The organism is Thioclava pacifica DSM 10166 (assembly GCF_000714535.1).
Taxonomy (GTDB): Bacteria; Pseudomonadota; Alphaproteobacteria; order Rhodobacterales; family Rhodobacteraceae; genus Thioclava; species Thioclava pacifica.
Genome location: NZ_AUND01000001.1, coordinates 325,169 through 350,662, shown reverse-complemented (window position 1 = coordinate 350,662; position 25,494 = coordinate 325,169). Strand labels below are relative to the sequence as shown.

The following is a 25,494-nucleotide window of genomic DNA, read 5'->3' as shown; positions in this document are numbered from 1 at the left end:
GGTAGCCTTGCACAAAACAACAAAGCAGCATCCCGAACGAGGAGCTCGAGCAGTGAAAATCGTTACGACCCGCAGGGCCCTTTTGTCGGGCCTTTCCGCGACTCTGTTGACTGCATCTTGTGGTCTGCCGCGTCCCGGCCCCAATAAACGCGAAATCTTTGCCGGCTCTGTGATGCGCCAAGGCGATGCTTTCGTCGTAAAGGTCAATGACTTCGTGACCCGCGAAACCGCCGTGCAACCCGCGCTCGGTTTCTCGTCGAAATTCCTCAACGCCGGCCAGCTCGGTTCCGACACGATCCGACCGGGCGACACGCTCTCTCTGACGATCTGGGAAAACGTCGATGACGGGCTTCTGGCCAACAAGGGCGCGAACGCCACCCAGCTCCAGCAGGTGCAGGTCGATGGCGCGGGCTATATCTTCGTGCCCTATGCCGGCCGCATCAAGGCCGCAGGCAACACCCCCGACGGTCTGCGCCGGGTCATCACCTCGAAGCTCGACGCCCAGACGCCGGACCCGCAGGTGCTGGTCAACCGCGTCGCGGGCGATGGCGCAACGGTCTCGATCATGGGCGCGATCAACGGTCAGGGCGTCTACCCGATCGAGCGCCCCACCCGCACCCTTTCGGCCATGATCGCAAAGGCCGGCGGTGTATCGATCCCCGCCGAGGTCGCCAAGATCATCGTGAAGCGCGGCACGCAATCGGAGTCGGTCTGGCTCAAGGATCTTTACGACAATCCGAAGATGGATATCGCGCTGCGCAACAACGACGTGATCCTCGTCGAGAAGGATCAGCGCGCCTTCACCTCGCTCGGCGCCACCGGTGCCCAGGCCCGCGTGCCCTTCGAAACCCAGACGCTCTCGGCGCTCGAGGCAATCGCCACCGTGGGCGGGCTGCAATCGAACCTTGCCGACCCGACCGGCGTCTTCGTCTTCCGCAACGAACCGGCGGAGATCGCGATGAAGGTGCTTGGCCGCACCGATCTCGTTGGCGATCAGCGCATGATCTACGTGCTCGACCTGACCGAGCCCAACGGCATGTTCATGGCCCGCGATTTCGCGATCCGCGACGGCGATACGGTCTATGTTACCGAAGCGCCCTTCGTGCAGTGGCAGAAGACACTCTCGGCCCTGACCTCGCCGCTCGGCACGGTGAACACGCTCAACAATCTCGCCGGGAACTGATGGCGACAGCGCAGGATCTGGAAGCCGCCGGGGCCATACCCCGGCGGCTTTTCTTCTACAACGGCGGCGTGCTGCGCCAGACGCGCCTGCGCGCAATCCTGCGCGCGGCGGGTCATGAGCCGCGCCTTGGCAGGCCAGGGCCGGAGGACGGCGTGATGGTCTGGGGCCGCTCACCCTATGCCGCGCGCGGTGAGGCAATGGCGGCCAAGCATGGGTTGCCTCTCGTCCGGCTTGAAGATGCCTTCTTGCGCTCGATCCATCCGGGTCGCACGGGCGATCCGCCGCTCGGGCTTCTGATCGACCCGATGGGCGTGCATTTCGAAAGCGCCCGGCCCTCGATGATCGAGCATATGCTCGCCACCGAACGGCTCGACGATCACGCGGTACTGGAACGCGCCCGCGACGGCATCGCCCGGATCCGCGCAGCACATTTGTCGAAATACAACGATTTCGACCCGACCCAGCCCCTGCCCGAGCCCGGCTATGTGCTGGTGATCGACCAGACGCGGGGCGACGCATCAATTGCCCATGGCGGCGCCAGCGAGGCCAGTTTCCGAGAGATGCTCGCCTATGCCCGCATCGAAAACCCCGGCGCGCGGATCCTGATCAAGACCCATCCCGAGACCCGCGCGGGCCTCCGTCCCGGCCATTACAGCCCCGAGGATTGCGACGCCAGTACTGAGATTTTTGACGCGCCGGTCTCGCCCTGGGCACTGCTCGAAGGCGCGATCGCGGTCTATACCGTGTCTTCGTTGATGGGCTACGAGGCGATCCTCGCAGGCCACAAGCCGCGCGTCTTCGGCCAGCCCTTCTATGCCAGCTGGGGCCTGACACAGGACGAAAACCCGGTACCACGCCGCGAGCGCAAACTGACCCGCGCGCAGATTTTCGCGGTCTCCCATATCCTCGCGCCGACCTGGTTTGATCCTTGCCGCGGTCGGACGTGCAGCTTCGAAGAGGCGGTCGATCAGCTCGAGGCCGAGGCCCGCGCTTTCCGCGAGGACCGGCTGGGCCATGTCGCGGGCGGCATGTCGCTGTGGAAACGTCCGCATCTGCGGCGCTTTTTCGGGCAACACGGACCGCTGACGTTTTCCGAAACACCCGACCCGGCGCGCCCCTTCCTTTATTGGGTATCGCGGATCACGCCCGAGACCGAAGCCACGAACCCGGTCCGCGTCGAGGATGGCTTTCTTCGTTCGCGCGGTCTCGGGGCTGAACTTGTCCCCCCGCTATCGCTCGTCACCGATCGTCAGGGGATCTACTACGACCCGACCCGCCCGTCCGATCTCGAGGCACTGATCGCTGCCGAACCGCCCCCCGGCGGGCGCTTGCGAGCCGAGCGACTGATCGCGCGGCTGACCGAGGCGCGGCTGACGAAATACAATCTCGGCGGCGCGCTTCCAGACTTGCCAAAAGGCCATCACATCCTGGTCCCCGGACAGGTCGAGGACGATGCGTCGCTCCGGCTGGGCGCTGGCGAGACTTATACAAACGCGATGCTTTTGGCGCGGACGCGGGCTGAAAACCCCCATTCGATTATCCTTTTCAAACCTCACCCCGATGTCGAGGCCGGTCTGCGTCCCGGTGCCATCGCGGATGAGGAAGCGCTGCGCCATGCCGATCTGATCTTGCGCGAGACGGACACGGCCGCACTGATCGAGGCGGTGGACGACGTCTGGACGATCACCTCCGGGCTGGGCTTCGAGGCGCTCCTGCGGGGCAAGACGGTCACCACGCTCGGCGCGCCTTTCTATGCGGGCTGGGGCCTGACACGCGATCTCGGGCCCGTGCCGGAGCGGCGCCGGACGCGGCCGGACCTTCTGCAACTCGCCCATGCCGCGCTGATCGGCTATCCGCGCTATCTCGATCCGGTCAGCGGCCTGCCCTGCCCGCCCGAGGTCGCGCTCGACCGGCTGGCCAACGGCCTTGCACCGAGGCGCGGGCCGCTCAACCGGCTCGGCGCGAAACTGCAGGGGGTCTTCGCGTCTTACGCCTGGGTCTGGCGCCGCCAGCGGTGAAGCACGTCGCCCCCGATCGGGGTGGTCTCGACCAGCTCGAAACGCGGCGCATCCGCGAGATTTTCCTGCCCCATCGCCCCGATCCCGGCACGCCCGTCCGCGCCGATCAGCACCCCTGCCGTGAAGCCGATCAGTTCATCGACCAGACCGGCCTTAGCGAGTGTTGCGGCAAACTGTCCGCCGCCTTCGCAAAAGATCCGCGTCAGGCCCAGACCGCCCAAAGCCTCCATCAGCGCGAAGGGGTCGAGCCCACCTTCAGCAAGGCTCGGCAATTCGATCAGCTCTGCCCCAAGATCGCGCCAATAGGCCACGGCCTCACCGGGCGCAGAGACCCCATGCATCAGCCAGAGCGGCGCGGTTTGGAGCGAGCCTGCCAGCCGATCGCGGGGCAGATCGAGACTTTCGGAGACCACCACCCGCACCGGCTGACGCAGCGGTGTGAAATTGCGTACTGTCAGCAGCGGATCATCGGCGCGCGCCGTTCCGCCGCCGACCATCACAGCGTCGAACTCCGCCCGCATCGCGTGCACGCGCGCACGGGCCTGAGGCCCGGTGATCCATTGGCTCTCGCCGCTCGCAAGTGCGATCCGCCCATCGAAACTACTCGCCAGCTTCAGCGCAAGCCACGGCCGGTTGCGCGTGATCCGGCTCAGGAACCCGGCCTGCAACTCGCGGGCCTCGGCCTCCATCACACCCGTTTCGACCGCAATCCCGGCCTCACGCAGCCTCGAATGCCCACCGCCGGAGACCCTCGGGTCAGGATCTTCCATAGCCGAAACGACACGCTTCACCCCTGCCTCGATCAGTGCCAGAGAACAGGGTGGGGTCTTGCCGTAATGGGCGCAGGGCTCCAGCGTGACATAGGCGGTGGCGCCACGCGCGGCCGCACCGGCCTGAGCCAGCGCGCGCACCTCGGCGTGGGGCCGTCCGCCCGGCTGGGTCCAGCCGCGCCCGACGATCCGGCCCGCGTTCACGATCACACATCCGACGGCCGGGTTGGGCCAGACATTGCCAAGGCCCCGGCGCGCAAGCGTCAGGGCCAAGGACATGTAGCGCCGGTCAGGCAAAGTCACTCAGCGTCACCTGCTCCGGGCGGACGCAGCTCCGAGACGAACTTGTCGAAATCGTCCGCTTCCTGGAAGTTCTTGTAAACACTGGCGAAACGCACATAGCCGACGGTGTCGATCCGGGCGAGCGTTTCCATCACGATCTCACCGATCACCTTCGAAGAGATATCGGTCTCACCCATACTTTCCAGACGCCGCACGATGCCGGAGATCATCTGGTCGATGCGTTCGGGCTCCACCGGGCGTTTCTGCATCGCGATCCGGATCGAGCGCTCAAGCTTGTCGCGATCGAAATCCTCACGCTTGCCCGACGTCTTGATGACGACGAGATCGCGCAGTTGCACACGTTCATAGGTGGTGAAGCGCCCGCCGCAGGCCGGGCAGAACCGCCGCCGCCGGATCGCGACGTGATCTTCCGCCGGGCGGCTATCTTTCACCTGGGTATCGACATTTCCGCAAAATGGGCAGCGCATGGCTTTCCCCCGTTCCTTGTCCCGCCTCATGATGGGGTCTTGTTGCCCCAGTTATCCACAAGACCTTAGCCCAGCCCCGAGAGTTTGGGTAGAAAAAATGTGAGCCCCCCAGATATGGCGGCAGGATGTGGCGGGACGGACTCAGCGCAGCACGGCTGCGACCTGACGGCGGTGTGCGGCGCGGCGATGTTCGAAAAGGTAAATTCCCTGCCATGTTCCAAGCGCAAGTCGCCCGGAAATGACAGGAATCTGCAAGCTGATGGGCAGCATCGCGGCCTTGATATGGGCCGGCATATCATCCGGCCCCTCATAGGTATGGGTCAGATAACGCATGCTCGGGTCGGTGGTCGGCGGCACGAGACGGTGAAAGAACTCGGTAAGATCGCTGCGCACCTCCGGATCCGCATTCTCCTGAATGAGCAGGCTCGCGGAGGTGTGGCGGACGAAGAGCGTGAGCAGCGCCTCATCCACATTCGCCAGATCGACCCATTTGGAGACCTCACGGGTGAACTCGTAGAGGCCCGGACCGTTGGTGGCGATCTCGAAGAGATGGTTCATCAGGATTTGGCGGGGCGCGCCTGCGTGCGATCCGTCGCGAGGATGCGAAGGCATTCGGGATTGATATCCATGATCTTGCGCTCTTTGGCCCAGAGAGCATCCGCCTGCGCGCCGCTCAGCCCGCGCTTGATCATTGCCTTCGGAACGGGCGATCCATCACCTACCCCCGAGACGACGGTATATTTGCCCGAGCCCTCATCCTCGACATAGAGAAAGCAGGTGCCCGCCTGATCCATGCGCGGCGCGCCCGCAGGCGCACCCTCCATCTGGCAGGCGGCAAGGGCGAGAGGCGCAAGGAGGATGAGGCGGGTCATGGAAGGCTCCGTCAAAGATTTCCCGAAACTTAGCAGCGGTTCCAGACCCGCGAAAGTCCGGATCACCTGCCCCTCGTCAGGGCATGTGGACCAACCCGTCCATCCGACAGCCGAGCGGTGCGAGATCTGCTGCAACAGCCGATTTATGAGCCGAGAAGCGCTTGTTATGGGCGTCGATCGCCTCCTGGCTCGGCGCCTTCCCGGTCTCGCGCTGCGCGCGCGTCTCCGTCTCAAGCTCAGCCGCCAGCTTCTGGTGATTTTGCGCGAAGATTTCCTGAGCCTTCGCCCAATTCGTATTCACCGCTTCGACCGTCTCGCCCGTGCAGGTGAAGAGGTAGACAAGCTTCGCCGGTTTGTCGGGAATGTAGAACTGCGCGCGTTCCTCGGCCTGAGCCGCCGCCGCACCGATCGCCAGCATCGCCAGCGCGAGCTTGAAAGATTTCACCATGTCCTGCCTCCTCCCGACATGAAAACGCCCCCTTCCGGGGGCGCCTTTTTATTACTGATCGAGGAAGGAGCGCAACTTGCGCGACCGGCTCGGGTGTTTGAGCTTGCGCAGCGCCTTGGCTTCGATCTGGCGGATCCGTTCGCGGGTCACCGAGAACTGCTGACCCACCTCTTCGAGCGTGTGGTCGGTGTTCATGCCAATGCCGAAACGCATCCGCAGCACGCGCTCCTCGCGCGGGGTGAGCGAGGCCAGAACCCGCGTCGTGGTCTCTTTCAGGTTCTCCTGGATCGCCGAGTCCAGCGGCAGGACCGCGTTCTTGTCCTCGATGAAATCGCCGAGCTGGCTGTCTTCCTCGTCGCCGATCGGCGTTTCGAGCGAGATCGGCTCCTTGGCGATCTTCATCACCTTGCGGACCTTCTCGAGCGGCATTTGCAGCTTGTCCGCCAGTTCCTCGGGCGTCGGCTCGCGGCCGATCTCGTGGAGCATCTGACGGCCGGTGCGCACCAGCTTGTTGATCGTCTCGATCATGTGGACCGGGATACGGATCGTGCGCGCCTGATCCGCGATCGAGCGCGTGATCGCCTGACGGATCCACCAGGTCGCGTAGGTCGAGAACTTGTAGCCGCGGCGATATTCGAACTTATCGACCGCCTTCATCAGGCCGATATTGCCTTCCTGAATGAGGTCGAGGAATTGCAGCCCACGGTTGGTGTATTTCTTGGCGATCGAGATCACGAGACGCAGGTTCGCCTCGACCATCTCTTTCTTCGCCTGACGGGCTTCTTTCTCGCCCTTCTGCACCTGGTTCACGATGCGGCGGAATTCGGAGATGTCGACGCCGACATATTGGCCGACCTGGGCCATTTCGGCGCGCAGATCTTCGACCTTTCCCTCGGACTTCTCGAACAACGACTGCCAGGCACGGCCGGATTTTGCAGCCATCCGCTCCATCCAGGTCGGGTCGAGCTCGTAGCCACGATATTCCTCGATGAACTCGCGGCGGTTAATGCGGGCCTGATCGGCGAGCTTCACCATGCCGCTGTCGATCGACATGATCTTGCGGTTGATGCCGTAGAGCTGATCGATCAGCGCCTCGATACGGTTGTTGTGCAGGTGAAGCGAATTCACCAGCTCGACGATCTCGGACCGCAGTTTCTGGTAGGCAGCCTCTTCGGCGACCGAGAAGGAGCCGTCCTCGTTGAGCGTCGCCGACATCCGCAGGTCCTGCATCTCGGCAAGATTGGCGTAGTCGCGCGCGATCAGCTCGAGCGTTTCCAGCACACGCGGCTTGAGCGCGGCTTCCATCGCGGCGAGCGAGAGGTTCGCGCCCTCGTCATCGTCGTCGTCCTCGGACTGGATCGGGTTGCCATCGGCATCGAGCTCGGGCTCATCGGATGTCTTCGCCTCGGTCTGGGCCGCGCCATCGACGACCGGCTCGCCAAGATCTTCTTCGTCCTCTTCGCCTTCAAGCGTATTGCCGAAGGTGGTCTCGAGGTCGATCACATCGCGCAGAAGGATTTCTTCGTTGAGAAGTTCGTCGCGCCAGATGGTGATCGCCTGGAAGGTCAGCGGGCTTTCGCAAAGCCCCGCGATCATTGTGTTGCGCCCGGCTTCGATGCGCTTGGCGATCGCGATCTCACCCTCGCGGCTCAGCAGCTCCACCGAGCCCATCTCGCGCAGATACATCCGCACCGGATCATCGGTGCGGTCGAGCGTTTCCGAGCTGGAGGTGGATACAGCGACTTCGCGCGAGCCAGAACCGGTCGTGGCAACCTCGCCGCCCTGACTGCTGTTCTCTTCCTCGTCGGCCTCTTCGGCCTCGATCACGTTGATGCCCATTTCGGACAACATCGACATCACGTCTTCGATCTGATCGCCCGAGACCTGATCTTGCGGCATCACCTTGTTGAGCTGGTCATAGGTAATGAAACCGCGTTCCTTCGCCTCGGCGATCATCCGCTTCACAGCGGCCTGGCTCATGTCAAAGGAAGTGGCGTCGTCGCTCGGGGTGTCGGACTTGTTGTCGTCGATGTCTTTGGCGGCCATGTGGGCTCCTCGGTCAGGGCTCGGGTGGGCTCAAGCTATGACGAAAGCGAATCATATCTCGTCTGTGTATCGAATCGCGGCGGCGAATCACAGGGGCGCGAGGCAGATGGACGCAAAGTTGATCGCCATTGTGTCCACAGTGATTCGCTTTCCTTTGATTCGAATGGCCCGCCGCCACCCATCTCATTGTTTCTTACGCCAGATTTCCCCATCGATCATGGCCTGAAGCGTCGCGGAAAGGGCCGCGCGATCTTCGCCCATGTCGGAGTTGTCCTCCAGCTTCGATCTTTCGGCTCGGTGGCGCAGCGAGGCGGCTTGCGCCAGCCGCCATGTCACGCCCTCGTCGGCCAGCCCCGCCAGATCCTCCATCGCATCGGCAACCTCTACGCGCACGGCACGCGCGGCATCGAGCTTGGCCAGTTCCTCGGCCAGGCACATCCGCGCCAGATCGGGATTGTCGGCATTGCGAACCGGGGGGGCTGATCGCAGATGGGGCAGTCCAAGCAGCTTTTCAAGGTCGGCCCCGACTTCCTCTTGCAGGATTTTCGCGATCTCCGGCGCCGGTTGGGGCGCGAGGCTCAACATCAGATGGCGCAGCCGATCATGGGTCGGATCACGCAGCGGCACATCTTCCAGTTCGGCCTCGAACTCGGCGATCAGCGCGGGATGCGTGGCGCAGATGCCAAGGATCATCGCCTCGCGCAGATGCTCGGCCACATCGTCGGGCGCCGTGGCCAGAAGCGAGGCGCGGGTTTCCGGCAGCGCCGGGGCGGCGGTCGCCCCAAAGCGTCCTTGCCCGCGCAGACCGGGCGTGAAGCTGCGCCGCGGCGGCGTCTTCCCCCCGCGAGGACCCGTCCCGAAAAGCTCCCAGCGCAGCCGCTTGATCTCTTCGCGGTAATGCCCGTGGATCGACGGATCCTTGATATGCGCGATCGTGGCATGCAACTTCTTGTCGAGCGTCGCGCGCCGTTCGGGGCTGTCGAAGACTTTGCCTTCTGTCTCGCGCTGCCAGAGCAGCGTGACCATGGGTTTCGCCTCTGCGATGATTTTCTCCATCGCGCTGCGCCCCTGCTTCTTGATCACGTCATCAGGGTCGAGCCCCGGCGGCATGATCGCGAAGCGCACACCCTTCCCGGCCTCCAGCAGCGGCATCGCAAGATCGATCACCCGCATCGCCGCCCGCAAACCTGCCGCGTCGCCATCAAGCGCAATGATGGGCTCGTCATGGATACGCCACATCAGGCGTAGCTGATCCTCGGTGATTGCAGTGCCCAGCGGGGCCACGGCGCCGCCAAACCCCGCCTCGACCATCGCGATCACGTCCATATAGCCTTCGCAGACGACAAGAGGCGCGCCTTTGCCGCAGGCCTCCCGTGCGGGGCCATGGTTGTAGAGCGACCGGCCCTTGTCGAAGAGCTCCGTCTCGGGCGAGTTGAGATATTTCGCCGGATCGTTCGGATCCATCGCCCGCCCGCCAAAGGCGATGCAGCGCCCGCGTGCGTCACGGATCGGGAAGATGATGCGGTTGCGGAACACGTCGAAAGGCTCGCGGCCTTTCTGGCTTTCCTTCGCGAGCCCCGCGCCGATGATCAGATCATCCGGGATGCCCTTGGCTTTCAGCGCATCGCGCAGCCCTTGCCAGCCCGGAGGAGCGAAACCGATCTCGAACCGGTCGATCGCCGCCTTGTCGAGCTTGCGCCCGGCGAGATAGTCGCGCGCCTCGGCCCCGGCCTGGGTGTTCAGATGCAGGCGGAAAAACTTCACCGCCTCGTCCATCACCCGGGCGAGTTCGGTCCGGCGATCGGACTTCTCCTGCGCCTTCGGATCGCGCGCGGGCATCTGCATCCCGGCCTCGCGGGCGAGGATCTCGACGGCCTCCATGAAGCCGACATTCTCGGTCTCGCGCACGAAGCTCAACGCGTCGCCCTTCGCGTGACAGCCGAAGCAATAGTAATAGCCCTTGCGGTCATCGACGTGGAAAGAGGCCGACTTCTCCTGATGGAACGGGCATGGCGCCCACATGTCGCCCTTAGCCTGGTTCGACTTGCGCATGTCCCAGATGACCTTGCGCCCCACGACCTGAGCGATCGAGGTGCGGTTGCGCAATTCGTCAAGAAATCCGGGCGGCAGGCTCATGGTCTTTATATTGGGCCGACGGGCGTCAGAGTCGAGAGGCTGCGCATCCCGGCACGCGATTGTTGCGCGAGTCGAAATCGATGCATCGAAAGCGCCTCATTCGTAAACGCGAAAATTGCAGATTGGGGACGAATCGTCGGAGAACTCGCGCAAAAGGCGAGTCGATCATTTCCGTAGCGGAAACGATGCTCCCCACTTCGACAAGACCGTCCCGAACCACGTTAATAATGCCAGATAAGTAGCCTAGATTGCGCCATAATTTAGCCCCATGACTTAGTCACGTTTGCTCGATGAAGGATTCTCATTTTCGTGAGCCGTGCCCCTGCGCGGTGATGCGAGAAAGGAGAGAGGTATGGCGTTCGATCGCTTGAAGATGGTTGCGCAAGGCAAGACCCGGCCCGGGATGTCCCGGTTCGGCAAATTTGCGCGCGAAGAGGATGGGGCGATCTTCATCTTCAGCCTTCAGATCTTCCTGATTCTGATGATCGTCGGCGGTCTCGCCGTCGATTTCGTCCGCCAGGAGGAACGTCGCACGCTGATCCAGGGTACGATCGACCGTGCCGCCCTCGCCGCGGCCAGCCTCAGCCAGAAGGTCGATCCGAAATATGTCGTGAATGACTATATGAAAAAGGCCGGGCTCGACTACCTCGACATCGACCCGATCGTTGAGACGAACGAGAAGAACAGCCCTGATGACGAGGACAAATATCGCCGTGTCACCATCGTGACGCGTGACGACATGCCCACGATTTTCGGCGATCTGCTTGGCGTCTATTCGCTGGCCACAAATGTCGGAGCGCGCGCCGAGGAATCGATCGGCAACGTCGAAATCTCGATGGTGCTCGATATTTCGGGCTCGATGAACGATCCCGACATGTACTCAAGTTCGGGCGAGTCGAAGATCGCCTCGCTGCGTACGGCTGCAAAGAATTTCGTCAACACGATGTTCGACGATGTGCAGCCTCCCGAGGCGCCGGCTGGGCGTCTGTCGATTTCGATCGTGCCCTACAACCAGCAGGTCTCGATGGGTTCGACGCTCGCAAGCATCTACAATCTGAGCAAGGATCACACCAAGAATACCTGCGCGGATGTGCAGACGCTCGGCTTCGACAGCCTCGAGATCTCGCCCACCGCGCCGTTGCAACGCACCATGTATGGCTGGAGCTATGACATGGTGAATCAGGGCTATTCGATCTTCAAGACGATCAGCGAGAGCGCCGAGAACTGCTACGAGTTCAGCTATTCCCCGATCATGGCGATCGAGGACAACCAGCAGGATCTGCTCGACAAGATCTCCTCTCTGCGCGCGGGCGGCGATACCGCCATCGACATCGGCGCACGCTGGGGCTTCGCGCTTCTCGATCCCGCAACCGAGCCGGTCGCGATGGCGCTCGCCAGCAAGGGTGTGATCAACTCCTCGGTTCAGAACCGCCCCATGCCCTATGCGGACACCGCCACCTCGGTCGACGACAGTTCGATGAAGGTGATGATCCTGATGACGGACGGGATGAACACCCGCTCCTTCTCGACCAAGATGGAATATCGCACCGGACCGTCGGGTTTCTTCTCGACCGACTCCGCGACCGCTTTCTACGATTACGATCAGAGCCAGCTCTACTGGTATTCGGCCAAGCGCGCAGCCGAGGGGCTCAAACCGATCTACCGTTTCAAGGACGGTACATGGCGCGACCGCGTCGATGCCGGCGACAAGGTCATGGTGTCAATCTCGGGCAGCCTCAAGACACTGAATTCCATTTCCTGGGAAACGATCTGGGGCAAGGGTTGGACGCTGCAATACGTGATCGACAAATTCCTGCTGCGCCCGCGACAGGCGGATGATCCGAACCAGTCGGTCAAGTCGATCTATGCCGAGATGGCGATCTCCTCGATGTTCGAGCAGAAGGACGCCAACCTCGAAGAGGTCTGCAAGCTCGCCCAGAGCCGCGGGATCGATGTCTATACCATCGCAGTCTCGGCGCCAGACGAAGGCAAGGCGGCGCTGGAGAAATGCGCGTCGGGGCCGAGTTACGCCTATGAGGTCAAGGGCGATGACCTGAACGACGCCTTCGCCTCGATCGCTGCGCAGATCATTTCGCTGCGTCTGACCAACTGACGCGCCACGGACAGGACACGCTGATGCTCCCCCGCCTCGCCAGTCTCTCACCCCTCGCCCGCAAGCCCGGCCGGTTTGCGCGGGACGAAGAGGGTGCGGTCACGGTTGCAGCTCTGATCTGGGTAGCGTTCTTCATCATGCTGATGGCTTCGGCGATCGAGATGGGGGTAACCCTGACCAAGCAGGTGCTGCTCGACCGGGCGACGGACCTGACCGCGCGGGTGATCCGGCTCGGGATCGAGGGCATGCCCAGCGAGGCCACCCTGCGTGAGCGGATCTGTCAGAAGGCCGGCTTCCTCGGTGGCGAGAACTGCTACGACAACGTCTCGGTTGAGACCTTCGTAGTCAATCGCAACAACTGGAGCTCGTCGATCGACGCCCATCCGCTGCGCTGCGAGAACTTCTCCGACGACACCACCCCGCCGCCTTCGGCGACGCTCGAAGGCGGGCTGTCCAACCAGATCATGCTGATGCGCGTCTGCCTGCGGGTGAAGCCGATGATGATCGACAATCCGCTTGCCAAGGCGTTGATCCGCGCCGCCCCGATCGACGACCCCGATCAATTCGCCCTGATCTCCACCACTGCCTTCGTGACCGAGCCGCGCGCGACCTCGATCTTCCCGACGGCGTCGGGCAGCTGAGGGGGGATGCGATGAACGCACTGTCCCGCTTTCGCTTCAGACAGTTCCGCAAGGAGGAAACTGGCTCGATCCCGATCGAGGGGGTGATGGGCTTCCTGCTGCTCGCGGGCTGGCTGGTGATTGCCTTCGAGATCTATGACGCCTTCCGCATGCGTGCCAAGGTGACCCGTGCCACCTCCACCGTGGCCGATATCATTTCGCGTGAGCGCGACCCGTTCGGCCCCTCCTACGTCATGGGGATGAAGAAGATCTTCGACTACCTCTCGAAAAAAGCGGATGACGAGCAAACCTGGATGCGGGTCACAATCGTGAATTGCTGGGCCGATCCGCTGGCCCCCGATGTGCCGTGCAACGGGCCGGACCCGAACCGCAAGGTGACGCTCATAGCCTCCAACGCGACCAATATCGCCGATGGCTACACCCAAGCCGCGCTTGATGCGCAGGCCGACCGCATTCCGGTCCTCGCGCCCGGCGACACGGCGGCGATCGTCGAGACCTCCTACAGCTATCACCCGCTTTTCGGCATTGGCGACAAATGGGTGTCGCACGAAGGCGACCACCTCGGCCAGATGGGCTTGCGCAAGGGTTTGCGTTTCTCGAGCTTCATCGTGACGCGTCCGCGCGCGACCCGCTTCGTCTGGGATCCCAACAAGTAACGCTGATCACGGCTCTGTGCATTCGCTGAGGGATTGCGTGCGCGCCTGTGCAATTGCGCGCCGCAGTGGTTTTCCTATCTGCTGACAGGACAGCTGCATCAGCCGGAGGAACCACAATGTCGATCCGTCCCGTTCTCGAGACCCGCCGCGCCCAGCCCTTCATGGAAGGCGCGGGCGTCCATCTGCATCGCGCCTTCGGCTTTCAGGACCCGACCGAGGCCGACCCGTTCCTGCTGTTTGACGATTTCCGCAACGATCGCCCCGAGGATTATCTCGCCGGGTTCCCCTGGCACCCCCATCGCGGCATCGAGACGATCACCTATGTTCTGGCGGGCACCGTCGAGCATGGCGACAGCCTCGGCAATCGCGGCGAGCTGGGCGCGGGCTCGGTGCAGTGGATGACGGCCGGGTCGGGCATCCTGCATCAGGAAATGCCCAAAGGCGATGCGCAGGGCCGGATGCATGGCTTCCAGCTTTGGGCGAACCTGCCTGCGGATCAGAAGATGACCGCGCCGCGCTATCAGGACATCCAGGGCTCGGACATCCCCGAGGTGATCGACGATGACGGCACGGTCGCGCGCATCGTCACCGGCGAGTTCTGGGGCAAGCGCGGCCCCGTCGATGGCATCGCCGCCGATCCGCAATATCTCGATATCTCGATCCCGCCGGGGGTGAAGAAGCGGATCAAGATCGACACCTACCGCCGCAGCTTCGCCTATGTCTTCGAGGGCGAGGCCGCCTTCGCCGATGCCTCCACCCCCTCGGGCGTGCTGCTCGAAAAGGAGGTGATGGGTCAGGAGGTGAATATCCGCGACCTCTCGGGCGACCGGACGCTGGTGCGCTTTGGCACGGGCGACGAGATCGTCGTGCAGGCGGGCGAGCGTGGCGTGCGCTTCCTGCTGATCTCGGGCGCGCCCATTCAGGAGCCCGTCGCCTGGCACGGGCCGATCGTGATGAACACCCGTGAAGAGCTGATGACCGCGATGGCGGAGCTGCGCAACGGGACCTTCATCAAGCCCGCGCATTGAGCGCGCTCAGGAGCGGAATGGATCGGTCACGGGCTCGGTTTCGTGGCCGTGGTCGCGCCAGCGATTGACGATCGGGTAGCGCCGATCGAGCCAGAAGGCCCGGCGCGACAGGCGCGTGCCCGGCGCCGACTGGAAGCGCTTCCACTCGGAAATATAGAGCAGGTGCTCGACCTTCTTGATCGTCTCGCGCGCAAAGCCCTGCGCCATCAGGTCAGAAACCGAGGCATCGTTTTCCACCAGCCCTTCGAGGATCGCATCGAGCACCGGATAGGGCGGCAGGCTGTCCTCGTCCTTCTGATCGGGGCGCAGCTCGGCGCTAGGCGGCTTGTCGATGATCTCGACCGGGATCACCTCGCCATCGGGGCCTTTCATCCACGGCCGGTGATTGGCATTGCGCCAGCGGCAGGTCTCGAAGACGCGGGTCTTGTAGAGATCCTTGATCGGGTTGTAGCCGCCCGACATGTCGCCATAGATCGTGGCGTAGCCCACGGCCATCTCGGATTTGTTGCCGGTGGTCAGGAGCATCTCGCCGAACTTGTTCGACAGCGCCATCAGCATCACGCCGCGCAGGCGCGACTGGATGTTTTCCTCGGTCACGTCGGGCTCGGTGCCCGCCATCAGATGCGACAGCGCGTCCGAGACCGCATCGCGCGCCCCGTCGATGCGCACGGTATCCAGCCGCAGCCCCTGCCGCCGCGCCAGCTCCGCCGCATCGTCCAGCGAGCCCTGTGAGGTATATTCCGAGGGCAGCATAACGCAATGCACGGCCTCGGGACCCAGCGCATCCGCCGCGATCGTCGCGACCAGCGCGGAATCGATCCCGCCCGACAGGCCGAGCACGACCTTGGAAAACCCCGACTTGCGCAGGTAATCGCCCAAGCCCTCGACCATGGCGCGATAATCCTGCTCCCATTCCGAAGGCTGCGGATCGTCGCGGCCCTCGACACAGGCCCAGCCATCACCCTCGCGGATGAAATCGACATGGTCGATGATCTCGTCGAAAGGCGCGAATTGCGCGGCCAGCGCCCCGTGACGGTTCAGCACGAAGCTCGCCCCGTCGAAGACCTGATCGTCCTGCCCGCCGACCGCATTTAGGTAGACCAGCGGCAGCCCCGTCTCGACCACGCGCGTCACCATATGGGTCATGCGCACGTCGAGCTTGCCGCGGTAATAGGGCGAGCCATTGGGTACGATCAGGATCTCGGCCCCGGTCTCGGCCAGCGTCTCGGCCACGTCCGGGTGCCACGCATCCTCGCAGATCGGCGTGCCGATCCGCACCCCGTTGATCGCGTAAGGCCCCGAGATCGGGCCGGAATCGTAGATCCGATATTCGTCGAAGATACCGTGATGCGGCAGGTCGTGCTTGAGCATCCGCGCAACGAGCTTGCCGTCCTTCCAGACCCAATAGGCGTTGAAATGACCCTCGTCATTCCACCACGGCCCGCCGATCCCCAGCGCCGGCCCGTCGGTGATGCGCGCACCCAGAGCCTCCATCGCGGCGGTCGCGTCGGCCACGAAGGCGGGCTTCGCGATCAGGTCCTGCGTCTGGTAGCCGGTGAGGAACATCTCAGGCAGCGCGACCATGTCGGCTCCCGCGCGCTTGCCTTCTTCCCAGGCGGCAAAAGCCTTCTCGGCATTCGCCTCAAGCGCCCCGACGGTGGGGTTGAGCTGGGCCATGGTAAGACGGAAACGATCGGCCATGAGGATCCTCGGTCTGTGGTGTGGTTTCCATTTAGCAGAATGTGACGGGCAGAAAAGAGCGGGCGGGGAAATGCCGCCATGCGCGCCCCTGCCCCTACCTCACTCGGTCACTTGCCAGAAATGCAAAACGCCGCCCTAAGGGACGGCGCCTGCGAAGCTGTTCGGGAAAGGCCGGACCTCAGGAAGCCTCGGCCGCTTTCGCCGCCTTCTTGGTACGGATCGGCGTGACGGTCGCGGGCTTGCCCTTGCCCGGAACGGGGTTGGCCGCGTTCTCGTCGATGAACTCCAGCACCAGCGGACGGATGTTGTTGCGCCAATGCGAGCCGGCGAAGATGCCGTAATGGCCCGCATCCGGCTCGAGGTGCTGCTGTTTCATCGAGTCCGGCACACCCGTGCACAGATCGAGTGCCGCGACGCATTGGCCCGGGGCGGAGATGTCATCCTTCTCGCCCTCGACCGTCTTCACCGCAACCGTGGTGATCTTCGAGATATCGACCGGTTTGCCCGCTACCGTGAAACGGTTCTGCGCAATCTCGAGACCTTTGAAGATCCGCTCGACCGTAGAAAGATAAAACTCGGCGGTCATATCCATCACCGCGAGATATTCATCGTAGAAGCGGTAATGCTTGTCGTGCTCGGAGCCCTCGCCATTCGCCTCGCTCCAGATCTTTTCCTGGAAGGCCTGGGCGTGCTTGTCCATGTTCATCGAGATGAAGGAGGCAAGCTGCATCAGGCCCGGATAGACCAGACGGCCCGCGCCCTGATATTTGAAGCCCACGCGCTGGATCACCATCTGCTCGAGCTGGCCCATCGTGACGCGGCGGCCGAAATCGGTCACTTCGGTCGCGGCTGCATCGGGATCGATCGGCCCGCCGATCAGCGTCAGCGTTCGCGGCTGCGCGGTCGGGTCTTCCTCGGCCAAATAGGCGGTCGCGGCCAGTGCGAGCGGTGCGGGCTGACAGACCGCAATCACGTTACAGTCCGGGCCCATCTTTTTCATGAAGTCGACGAGGTAGAGCGTGTAATCCTCGACATCGAACTTGCCTTCGCTGACGGGGATGTCGCGCGCGTTATGCCAGTCGGTCACCCAGACATCGGCATCGGGCAGCAGCGAGGCCACCGTCGAGCGCAGCAGCGTCGCGTAATGGCCCGACATCGGCGCGACCAGAAGGATGCGGCGCTCCATCGGCGCGCGGCCCTGCACGTTGAAATGGATCAGGCTGCCGAAGGGTTTGTCGACAACCGTCTCGACCTCGACGAGGTGATCGCGCCCGTCCTCGGCCGCGATCGAGTGAATGCCCCAGTCCGGCTTGATGACCATCCGTGCGAAGGAACGTTCGGTCACACGGCCCCAGGCCGACATGATCTTGAACATCGGGTGCGGCGCGAGGCCCCAGACGGGATAGGACGCCATGGCGCGCGCCGAGGCCCCCATCCATTCGTTCGTGTTCCTGACGGTTTCCATCAGGTCATAGGACATGATTGATTTCATCTGCGACTCCTCGGGGAGGCCGGAAAACACCGCCTCTGAACCAGTAAACGCCGCTTTACCCCAGGACTGCGGCAAGATTATGCTGTGCCAGAGGATAGGGAGGAAACATCATTATGACAACCGAGGACGAGAACAAAAATGCTGCATCGCAGAAAATGCAGGAAAATCTCGCCCGTATTGAACAACTCACTGAGCGAATGGTTGAGGCGATCGCCCAAAAGCGCCCGATGAACCCCGCGCTCGAAGGGCCGGGCGCCGATCTTTATCTCTCTTCCAGCGCTGCGTTGATGAAGGAGTGGCTTGAGAAACCCTCGAAGATTCTCGAGGCCCAGGTGAACTACTGGGGTCAGGCGATGAAGCATTACATGGAAGCGCAGGAGGCGCTTTCGGCCGGCAAGATCGCACCGCCGGAGAACCCCGGCCCCGCTGATCCGCGCTTCAAGAACCCGCTCTGGGACAGCCACCCCTATTTCAATTTCATCAAGCAGCAATACCAGATCGCGTCGAAGGGCGTGCAAGAGGCGGTCGACGCGATCGACGATCTCGATCCGGTCGACCGGCAGCGTCTCGAATACTTCTCACGCCAGATCATCGACATGATGTCGCCCACGAACTTCCTCGCCACGAACCCGGACGCTCTGGAAAAGGCGATCGAGACCGAGGGCGAGAGCCTCGTGAAGGGGCTCGAGAATCTGGTTCGCGACATCGAGGCGAACCGCGGTGATCTGCTGGTGACGCTGGCCGACAAGGACGCCTTCACGGTGGGCGAGAACATCGGCACCGCCGAGGGCTCGGTCGTCTACCGCAACCGGCTGTTCGAGCTGATTCAGTACAAGCCCACCACCGAGACGGTCCACAAGACGCCGCTGATCATCTTTCCGCCATGGATCAACCGTTTCTACATCATGGACCTGAAGCCGCAGAACTCGCTGATCCGCTGGATCGTCGATCAGGGCTTCACGCTCTTCGTCGTGAGCTGGAAGAACCCCGATTACTCCTATGCCGATGTCGGGCTCGACAACTATGTCGAGGAGGGCTACCTGACCGCCATCGAGCAGGTGAAGGAGATCACCGGCGAGAAGAAGGTCAACACGGTCGGCTATTGCATCGCGGGGACGACCCTGTCGCTGACCCTGGCGCTTCTGAACAAGCGCAAGGACAAGTCGATCAACTCGGCCACCTTCTTCACGACGCTCACCGACTTTTCCGATCAGGGCGAATTCACCGTCTTCCTGCAAGACGATTTCGTCGACGGGATCGAGCGGCAGTGCAAGGCCGACGGGGTGCTCTCGAGCTACTTCATGTCGCGTACCTTCTCGTTCCTGCGCTCGCGCGACCTGATCTATCAGCCCGCGATCCGCAGCTACATGATGGGCGAGGCGCCACCCGCCTTTGACCTGCTGTTCTGGAATGGTGACTCGACCAACCTGCCCGGCAAGATGGCAATCGATTACCTGCGTGGCCTGTGCCAGAAGAACCGCTTCGCGAATGAGGGCTTCGAGGTGCTGGGCGAGACTGTGCAGGTCTCGGAGGTGAAGGTGCCACTGATGGCGATCGCCTGTGAGACCGATCACATCGCGCCCTGGATCGCCTCCTTCAACGGGGTCGCGAAGATGGGTTCGAAGGACAAGACCTTCATCCTCTCGGAGTCCGGTCACATCGCCGGAATCGTGAACCCGCCCAGCAAGAAGAAATACGGCCACTACACCTCCACCGCGCCGATCGCGAATCCCGAAGAGTGGAAAGCCGAAGCGACGTTCCACGAAGGAAGCTGGTGGCCGCGCTGGGGCGAATGGCTGGCCAAGAAATCGGGCGCGAAGGTGCCGGCGCGCGAGCCCGGAGATGCCAAGCATCCGGTTCTGGCAGACGCTCCGGGCACTTACGTGAAAGAGACCGTGCTGATCTGACGCCTGCTCTCGAACTGTAAAATTTCTGCGGCGCAGCATTTCGGGGGTTGAAATGCTGCGCCGCAGCATGTATGTACGTTACGTAAGCAATCGGGCCCTGCCGACGTTCCAATCTCCGGGCCCCAACCCAATGGAGCACTACTATGGCCAAGACCCAAGACTACACCAAGATCATGCAGGACATGATGGCGAACTTCCCGGTCGACACCGCGAAATTCCAGGACGCCTTCAAGTCGCAAGCCGCGCTGGGCGAGAAGATGTCGAAAGTGGCTCTCGAAGCCGCCGAGAAATCGACCGAAATCTCGACCAAGTGGACCAAAGGCACCCTCTCGAAAGTTAGCGAGCTGACCAAGACCAAAGAAGAGCCGGCCGACTACGCCAAGGCTGTGAGCGACTTCGCGTCGGCTTCGGCTGAAATGGCTGCCGAGAACATGGCTGCTTTCGCCGAGATCGCGAAGAAGGTCCAGATGGACACCGTCGAGCTGATGATGGCTGCTGGCAAGGACATGTCGGCCGAAGCGACCGCCACCGTGAAGAAGGCGACCGCCGAGATGACCGCGGCCACCAAGAAAGCCGCCGCGGCTGCGAAGTAAGTTCCTCCCGTAGCTCCTGGCTTCCTCCTCCCTGCCGGGACAGCGGATACCTGGGCGCGCCTCTCTGGCGCGCCCTTTTTCTTTTGTTGCTTTTGCGCGCGCAGCGTCTCACAATCGCTGCAATGCAAAAATCCGGGGAGGATCGCACCACATGGCCGAAGACGAAAAGCCCTTGCTGATCAAGCGCTACGCAAGCCGTCGTCTCTACAATACCGAGACCAGCGATTACGTGACGCTTGAAGATATCGCGAAGTTCATCCGCGACGGTCGCGAGGTGCAGATCGTCGATCTCAAATCCGGCGACGACCTGACGCGGCAATACCTGCTGCAAATCGTCGCTGAACACGAGAGCCGCGGCGAGAATGTGCTGCCGGTCGATGTGCTCACTGATCTCGTGCGCTCCTATACGGGCGCCGCGCAATCCGTTGTGCCGCAATTCCTTGCAGCGAGCTTCGAGATGCTGCGCGAAGGCCATTCGCAGATGCTCGAGAATATGAACAAGATGCCCAACCCGATGACCACCATGCCCGGCTTCGAGGCGCTGCAGGCGCAGCAACAGGCCTTCCTCAAGAACATGATGGCTGGCTGGGGCACCGCCGGGTCCTCGGGCCCTGCGCCCGACGAGGATGGCGACGATCGCGGAGAGCTCGACGCAATCAAGAAGCAACTTGCGGATCTACAAAGCAAGCTCAACAAGATGTAAGCGACAAGGCGCCCCCGCGGCGCCTTTTTGCTGAACAGGGTCAGGCGGGCTACCGGCTTGATCGCACGGCCAAGTCGGCTGTGAGATGCTCGGGCCCGAGCACCCGACAAGCCGATAGCGCATTTCGCCCGTGCAAACGTCTGAAGCCAAGATATTGGCAGAGCCTCGTCAGCAGCAGAACCTGTGCGTTCTTTTGCTCGAGGCTGTCGTCGCACACAGGCATCCTGGGAACGCGATCGACATCGTGTCACTCACAGAGTGAGGGGCTCTGCCCCTCGGCCTTGCGGCCTCACCCCGAGATATTTTCGTCAAGAAGAAGAGATCAGAACGGCACGTCATCGGCATCGGCCGCAGGCACGACGAAGCTCGCCAGCAGACGCTTTTCCCCCGCCTTGTCGAACTCGACCACGAGCTTGTCGCCCTCCGAGCCCATCACCTCGCCATAGCCGAACTTCTTGTGGAAGACGCGGTCGCCAATCTCGTAATCGCTCTCACCGCTGGCGTCGATCGTCATGTGGCGGGCCTCGCGCGGCTGGCTGATCCCGCGCGATTGCGCGCTCTGGAGCCTGCGCCAGCCCGGCGAGTTGTAGACATCGGCGCGCGAGACGCGGTCTTCCATCGTGGCCGATCCGGCCCCGGCCGAGAACCCGCCCCCGTTCATGCCGCCGCCGTAAAGCCCCGGCGGGGTCTGCACCTCGACATGGGCGGGCGGCAATTCGTCGATGAAGCGCGAGGGCATCTGGCTTTGCCATTGGCCATAGACGCGGCGGTTGCCCGCGAAGGAAATCGTGCACAGCGCCTCGGCCCGGGTGATGCCGACATAGGCCAAGCGACGCTCTTCCTCGAGACCTTTCAAGCCGCTCTCATCCATCGAGCGCTGCGAGGGAAAGAGCCCGTCTTCCCAGCCCGGCAGGAAGACGACCGGAAACTCCAGCCCCTTCGCCGCGTGCAGCGTCATGATCGAGACCTTTTCCTCGGTCTCGGATTTGTCGTTATCCATGATCAGCGCGACATGTTCGAGGAACCCCTGGAGATTGTCGAACTGCTCGAGCGCTTTCACCAATTCCTTGAGGTTCTCGAGCCGCCCCGGCGCCTCGGGCGTCTTGTCGTTCTGCCACATCTCGACATAGCCGGATTCCTCGAGGATCCGTTCGGCCAACCGCACATGGCTGAGGTCATTCGCGGGCGCCACGCCATCCTCGGCAGGCTCGATCAGCAGGTCGTCATCCTCGGCCCGCGTCACCGCCGTCGCGGGCGAGGCCTGCGCGATCTCATCATGCCAGCGGGTGATATTCTCGACGAAGAGCCGCAGCTGACCGCCCGCCTTGCCCGAAAGCGCCCCTTCGGCCACCAACAGCTTCGCGCCGTCGAGCAGGCTCAGACCGTTCTCGCGGGCGGCGATCTGAATGCGCTGCTGCGCCTTGTCGCCGAGGCCGCGTTTCGGGGTGTTGATAATCCGCTCGAAGGCCAGATCGTCCTCGGGCGAGGTCACGAGGCGGAAATAGGCCATCGCGTCGCGAATTTCCAAACGCTCGTAGAAGCGCGGGCCGCCGATCACGCGATAGGGCAGACCGATGGTCAGGAAGCGATCCTCGAAGGCGCGCATCTGGTGCGAGGCGCGCACGAGGATGGCCTGATTGTTGAGGCTGACGGGCGCGCGCGAGCGGGTGCCGCGCTGGTTCGCCTCGATCTCCTCGCCGATCCAGCGGGCCTCTTCCTCGCCGTCCCAATGGCCGATCAGGCGAACCTTCTCGCCGCCCTCGGCCTCGGTCCAGAGTTCCTTGCCCAGACGGCCCTCATTCGCGGCGATCAGCCCCGAGGCGGCGGCGAGGATATGTTCGGTCGAGCGGTAATTCTGCTCCAGCCGGATCACCGCCGCACCTGGGAAATCCTTCTCGAATTTCAGGATGTTACCGACCTCGGCCCCGCGCCAGCCATAGATCGACTGATCGTCATCACCGACGCAGCAGATATTCTTGTGCCCCTGCGCCAGAAGCCGCAGCCAGAGATATTGCGCGACATTGGTATCCTGATATTCGTCCACGAGGATGTAGCGGAACCAGCGCTGATATTGCGCGAGCACATCCGCATGGGTCTGGAAAATCGTGACCATATGCAGCAGCAGGTCGCCGAAATCGACCGCGTTGAGCGTCTTCAGCCGATCCTGATACGCGGCGTAAAGCTCCGACCCGCGATTATCGAAGGCCGCCGTCTCGCGCCCCGAGACCCGCTCGGGCGTCAGCGCCTTGTTCTTCCAGCCGTCGATCAGCCCCGCAAGCTGGCGCGCGGGCCAGCGTTTCTCGTCCATATTGGCGACGACGATCAGCTGTTTCATCAGCCGGATCTGGTCATCCGTGTCGAGGATGGTGAAATTCGACTTCAGCCCCACCAGCTCGGCATGGCGGCGCAGAAGCTTCACGCAGACCGAGTGGAAGGTGCCAAGCCAGGGCATCCCTTCGATCGCGCCGCCAAGGTGACGGCCCACACGCTCCTTCATCTCGCGCGCGGCCTTGTTGGTGAAGGTCACGGCGAGAATTTCATTGGGCCGCGCCCGGCCCGTATGGATCAGATGCGCGATCCGCGCGGTCAGCGCCGAGGTCTTGCCCGTCCCCGCCCCCGCAAGCATCAGCACCGGGCCGTCGAGCGTTTCGACCGCCTGACGTTGCTCCGGGTTCAGCTTGTCGAGATAGGCCGCCGCGCGCGCCTGGGTGGCCCCCATCATCGCGCGTTGCGACAGGCTCACGGCGCCCTCATAGGGATCGTCATCTTCCATCCAGCTCATGGCGGCAATCTACCCGCTTCGCCCCTTGAGGAAAAGAGCCATGTTCGACTTCTGTTCACATCCGCGACGGAACGCGGATCACGTTGCGAGATGTTCCAGCGCGGCGGCGTGGATCTCGGGATTGGCCGCCGCGATCACCTGACCGCCGCGATGCGCCGGACGGCCCTGCCAGTCGGTGACGATCCCGCCCGCCGCCTCGATCACCGCAATCGGGGCCGCGATGTCATAGGGCTGAAGCCCCGCCTCCACCACGAGGTCGATCTGGCCCGCCGCGACGAGCGCATAGGCATAGCAATCCATCCCATAGCGGGTGAGACGGACCTGCCGCGAGAGCCGCGCGAAGGCCGCGCCCTCGGCCTCGGTCCCGACTTCGGGGAAAGTGGTGAAGAGGACGGCCTCGTCGAGAGCGCGCGCCGAACGGGTGGCGAGCGGACGATGGCCGAGCGGGCCGGAGACAGTCGCCGCGCCAAAGCCGCCTGAGAACCGCTCGCCGATGTAAGGCTGGTCGATGACGCCCAGAAGCGGCGCACCGGGGCCATCCGCTTCCTGCGTGCATAACGCGATCAGAACACCCCAGGTCGGCGTGCCCGACATGAAGCCGCGCGTGCCGTCGATCGGGTCGAGAACCCAGGTGAGCCCGCTCGTGCCGTGCTTGACGCCATATTCCTCGCCGAAAATCCCGTCTTGCGGGCGGCGCTCCTCAAGGTGGGCGCGCATCACGGCCTCGGCGGCGCGATCGGCCTCGGTCACCGGATCGAAGCCAGAGGAGAGCTTGTTCTGCGCGCCGATCCCACCCTCGGGGCGGAATTGCGCAAGAGTCTCGGCCCGCGCCAGATCGCCAAGCTCCCCGGCCAGCGCAAGAAGATCATCGCGTTCGGTGGGGCTCATGGAAAGCATGGATGGCTCCGGGAGTTTGGGCTGCGGCCCGCGCGGGACCCGCAATGGATAAGGGGAGCGGTAAACGCCCCCCTTATCCGGGTCAAGCCACCCGATCCGTCCCCACCCGGGCGAACGGCTACCCTACCCGTTTCAGGCCGCGTCCGAGAGCACCTTGGCCAACTCGAAGAGCCGACGGCGTTGCGCCTCGGGAATGGCGTAATAGGAGCGCACGAGCGCGAGCGCTTCCTTGTCCGACAGGATGTCGCCGGCCACTTCAGGCTGCGTCACGCCGTTATCTTCCGACAGACCTTCAAAGAAGAAGGAGATCGGAACCTCGAGCGCATCGGCGATGTCCCAAAGGCGGGACGCCGAGACGCGGTTCATACCGGTTTCGTATTTCTGGATTTGCTGAAATTTGATGCCAACCTGATCGGCGAGCTGTTGTTGCGTCATGCCGATCATCCAGCGACGGTGCCGAATTCTCTTACCTACATGTACATCCACAGGATGTTTCATCTTCAACCCCTCGAAGCGAAATTACGCTGAAAAACTACCATGCGCTGAGTTTGACCAAGTCGGTAAAAAAACAAACCTGTCCAAAAAGACAGGCGAAATGCTCGTTTTTACAGGCGACTTGACTGAAAGGATAGGTCGGAAATGACTCTCCCTCTGCGTGTTTTGCAAAATGCGATGCGTGACGCAATCTTACCCAACGTCAACTTTATCGCCTCGCAACTGGCGGGCGATTGTGTGATT

21 protein-coding genes are annotated in these 25,494 nt (G+C 62.9%); 9 read left to right on the top strand and 12 right to left on the bottom strand.

Features of this window, described 5'->3' with window-relative positions; translation table 11 throughout:
* Window positions 1-52 precede the first annotated feature (52 nt).
* A complete protein-coding gene (locus TP2_RS01530; protein WP_206198298.1) occupies window positions 53-1,183 on the top strand; it encodes a polysaccharide biosynthesis/export family protein in 1,131 nt (376 codons plus the stop codon).
* Window positions 1,183-3,201, top strand: a complete 2,019-nt coding sequence (locus tag TP2_RS01525; protein WP_038072601.1) for a capsular polysaccharide biosynthesis protein — start codon at window positions 1,183-1,185, stop codon at window positions 3,199-3,201. The genes TP2_RS01530 and TP2_RS01525 overlap by 1 nt, the downstream gene beginning before the upstream one ends.
* Here the strand turns inward: TP2_RS01525 and ribD are convergent.
* The 7 genes from ribD to dnaG all read right to left on the bottom strand — a co-directional run bounded on the left by ribD (window position 3,171) and on the right by dnaG (window position 10,243).
* Entirely contained in the window at window positions 3,171-4,250 is a 1,080-nt protein-coding gene (gene ribD, locus TP2_RS01520) for a bifunctional diaminohydroxyphosphoribosylaminopyrimidine deaminase/5-amino-6-(5-phosphoribosylamino)uracil reductase RibD (protein WP_038072599.1), read from the bottom strand. The two genes, TP2_RS01525 and ribD, sit on opposite strands and share 31 nt — an antisense overlap.
* A gap of 20 nt (window positions 4,251-4,270) precedes the next feature.
* Entirely contained in the window at window positions 4,271-4,741 is a 471-nt protein-coding gene (gene nrdR / locus TP2_RS01515) for a transcriptional regulator NrdR (protein ID WP_038072597.1), read from the bottom strand.
* A gap of 141 nt (window positions 4,742-4,882) precedes the next feature.
* Entirely contained in the window at window positions 4,883-5,299 is a 417-nt protein-coding gene (locus tag TP2_RS01510; protein ID WP_038072595.1) for a secondary thiamine-phosphate synthase enzyme YjbQ, read from the bottom strand.
* A complete protein-coding gene (locus TP2_RS01505; RefSeq protein ID WP_038072594.1) occupies window positions 5,299-5,613 on the bottom strand; it encodes a hypothetical protein in 315 nt (104 codons plus the stop codon). Before TP2_RS01505 ends, TP2_RS01510 begins: the two co-directional genes overlap by 1 nt.
* Before the next feature lie 76 nt (window positions 5,614-5,689).
* A complete protein-coding gene (locus TP2_RS01500) occupies window positions 5,690-6,061 on the bottom strand; it encodes a hypothetical protein (protein WP_038072592.1) in 372 nt (123 codons plus the stop codon).
* Window positions 6,062-6,112: 51 nt separating this feature from the next.
* Window positions 6,113-8,107, bottom strand: coding sequence for an RNA polymerase sigma factor RpoD (rpoD, locus tag TP2_RS01495; protein ID WP_038072590.1), 1,995 nt, complete (start codon window positions 8,105-8,107; stop codon window positions 6,113-6,115).
* A 183-nt stretch (window positions 8,108-8,290) separates the two neighbouring features.
* A complete protein-coding gene (gene dnaG, locus TP2_RS01490; RefSeq protein ID WP_038072588.1) occupies window positions 8,291-10,243 on the bottom strand; it encodes a DNA primase in 1,953 nt (650 codons plus the stop codon).
* Between the two features lie 352 nt (window positions 10,244-10,595).
* Between dnaG and TP2_RS01485 the strand changes: the two genes are divergently transcribed.
* From TP2_RS01485 to TP2_RS01470, 4 genes are all read left to right on the top strand, one after another.
* The gene (locus TP2_RS01485; RefSeq protein WP_038072586.1) at window positions 10,596-12,356 is read left to right on the top strand and encodes a TadE/TadG family type IV pilus assembly protein; all 1,761 of its coding nucleotides are present in this window, start codon (window positions 10,596-10,598) and stop codon (window positions 12,354-12,356) included.
* A gap of 23 nt (window positions 12,357-12,379) precedes the next feature.
* Window positions 12,380-12,997, top strand: coding sequence for a TadE/TadG family type IV pilus assembly protein (locus tag TP2_RS01480; RefSeq protein WP_038072584.1), 618 nt, complete (start codon window positions 12,380-12,382; stop codon window positions 12,995-12,997).
* 11 nt (window positions 12,998-13,008) lie between these two features.
* A complete protein-coding gene (locus TP2_RS01475; RefSeq protein ID WP_038072582.1) occupies window positions 13,009-13,653 on the top strand; it encodes a hypothetical protein in 645 nt (214 codons plus the stop codon).
* 116 nt (window positions 13,654-13,769) lie between these two features.
* A complete protein-coding gene (locus TP2_RS01470; protein ID WP_038072580.1) occupies window positions 13,770-14,681 on the top strand; it encodes a pirin family protein in 912 nt (303 codons plus the stop codon).
* A gap of 6 nt (window positions 14,682-14,687) precedes the next feature.
* Here TP2_RS01470 and TP2_RS01465 read toward each other — a convergent pair whose 3' ends face one another.
* Together TP2_RS01465 and phaZ are read right to left on the bottom strand one after the other, a co-directional pair.
* The gene (locus TP2_RS01465; protein ID WP_051692098.1) at window positions 14,688-16,382 is read right to left on the bottom strand and encodes an NAD+ synthase; all 1,695 of its coding nucleotides are present in this window, start codon (window positions 16,380-16,382) and stop codon (window positions 14,688-14,690) included.
* 178 nt (window positions 16,383-16,560) lie between these two features.
* Window positions 16,561-17,874, bottom strand: a complete 1,314-nt coding sequence (gene phaZ / locus TP2_RS01460; RefSeq protein WP_038072578.1) for a polyhydroxyalkanoate depolymerase — start codon at window positions 17,872-17,874, stop codon at window positions 16,561-16,563.
* A 113-nt stretch (window positions 17,875-17,987) separates the two neighbouring features.
* Here phaZ and phaC point away from each other — a divergent pair, with 113 nt between their 5' ends.
* The 3 genes from phaC (at window position 17,988) to phaR (ending at window position 21,077) form a co-directional block, all read left to right on the top strand.
* Complete coding sequence (phaC, locus tag TP2_RS01455) at window positions 17,988-19,781, top strand: class I poly(R)-hydroxyalkanoic acid synthase (protein ID WP_038072576.1); 1,794 nt, start codon at window positions 17,988-17,990, stop codon at window positions 19,779-19,781.
* 143 nt (window positions 19,782-19,924) lie between these two features.
* Window positions 19,925-20,374, top strand: coding sequence for a hypothetical protein (locus tag TP2_RS01450; RefSeq protein WP_038072574.1), 450 nt, complete (start codon window positions 19,925-19,927; stop codon window positions 20,372-20,374).
* 151 nt (window positions 20,375-20,525) lie between these two features.
* Window positions 20,526-21,077, top strand: coding sequence for a polyhydroxyalkanoate synthesis repressor PhaR (phaR, locus tag TP2_RS01445; protein WP_038072572.1), 552 nt, complete (start codon window positions 20,526-20,528; stop codon window positions 21,075-21,077).
* A 322-nt stretch (window positions 21,078-21,399) separates the two neighbouring features.
* On the opposite strand, the gene TP2_RS01440 is transcribed toward phaR, so the two are convergent.
* The 3 genes from TP2_RS01440 to TP2_RS01430 form a co-directional block, all read right to left on the bottom strand.
* Complete coding sequence (locus TP2_RS01440; protein ID WP_038072570.1) at window positions 21,400-23,859, bottom strand: ATP-dependent helicase; 2,460 nt, start codon at window positions 23,857-23,859, stop codon at window positions 21,400-21,402.
* Between the two features lie 78 nt (window positions 23,860-23,937).
* Window positions 23,938-24,747, bottom strand: coding sequence for a histidinol-phosphatase (hisN, locus tag TP2_RS01435; protein WP_038073293.1), 810 nt, complete (start codon window positions 24,745-24,747; stop codon window positions 23,938-23,940).
* Between the two features lie 141 nt (window positions 24,748-24,888).
* A complete protein-coding gene (locus tag TP2_RS01430) occupies window positions 24,889-25,254 on the bottom strand; it encodes a helix-turn-helix domain-containing protein (protein WP_038072568.1) in 366 nt (121 codons plus the stop codon).
* Between the last annotated feature and the right edge of the window lie 240 nt (window positions 25,255-25,494).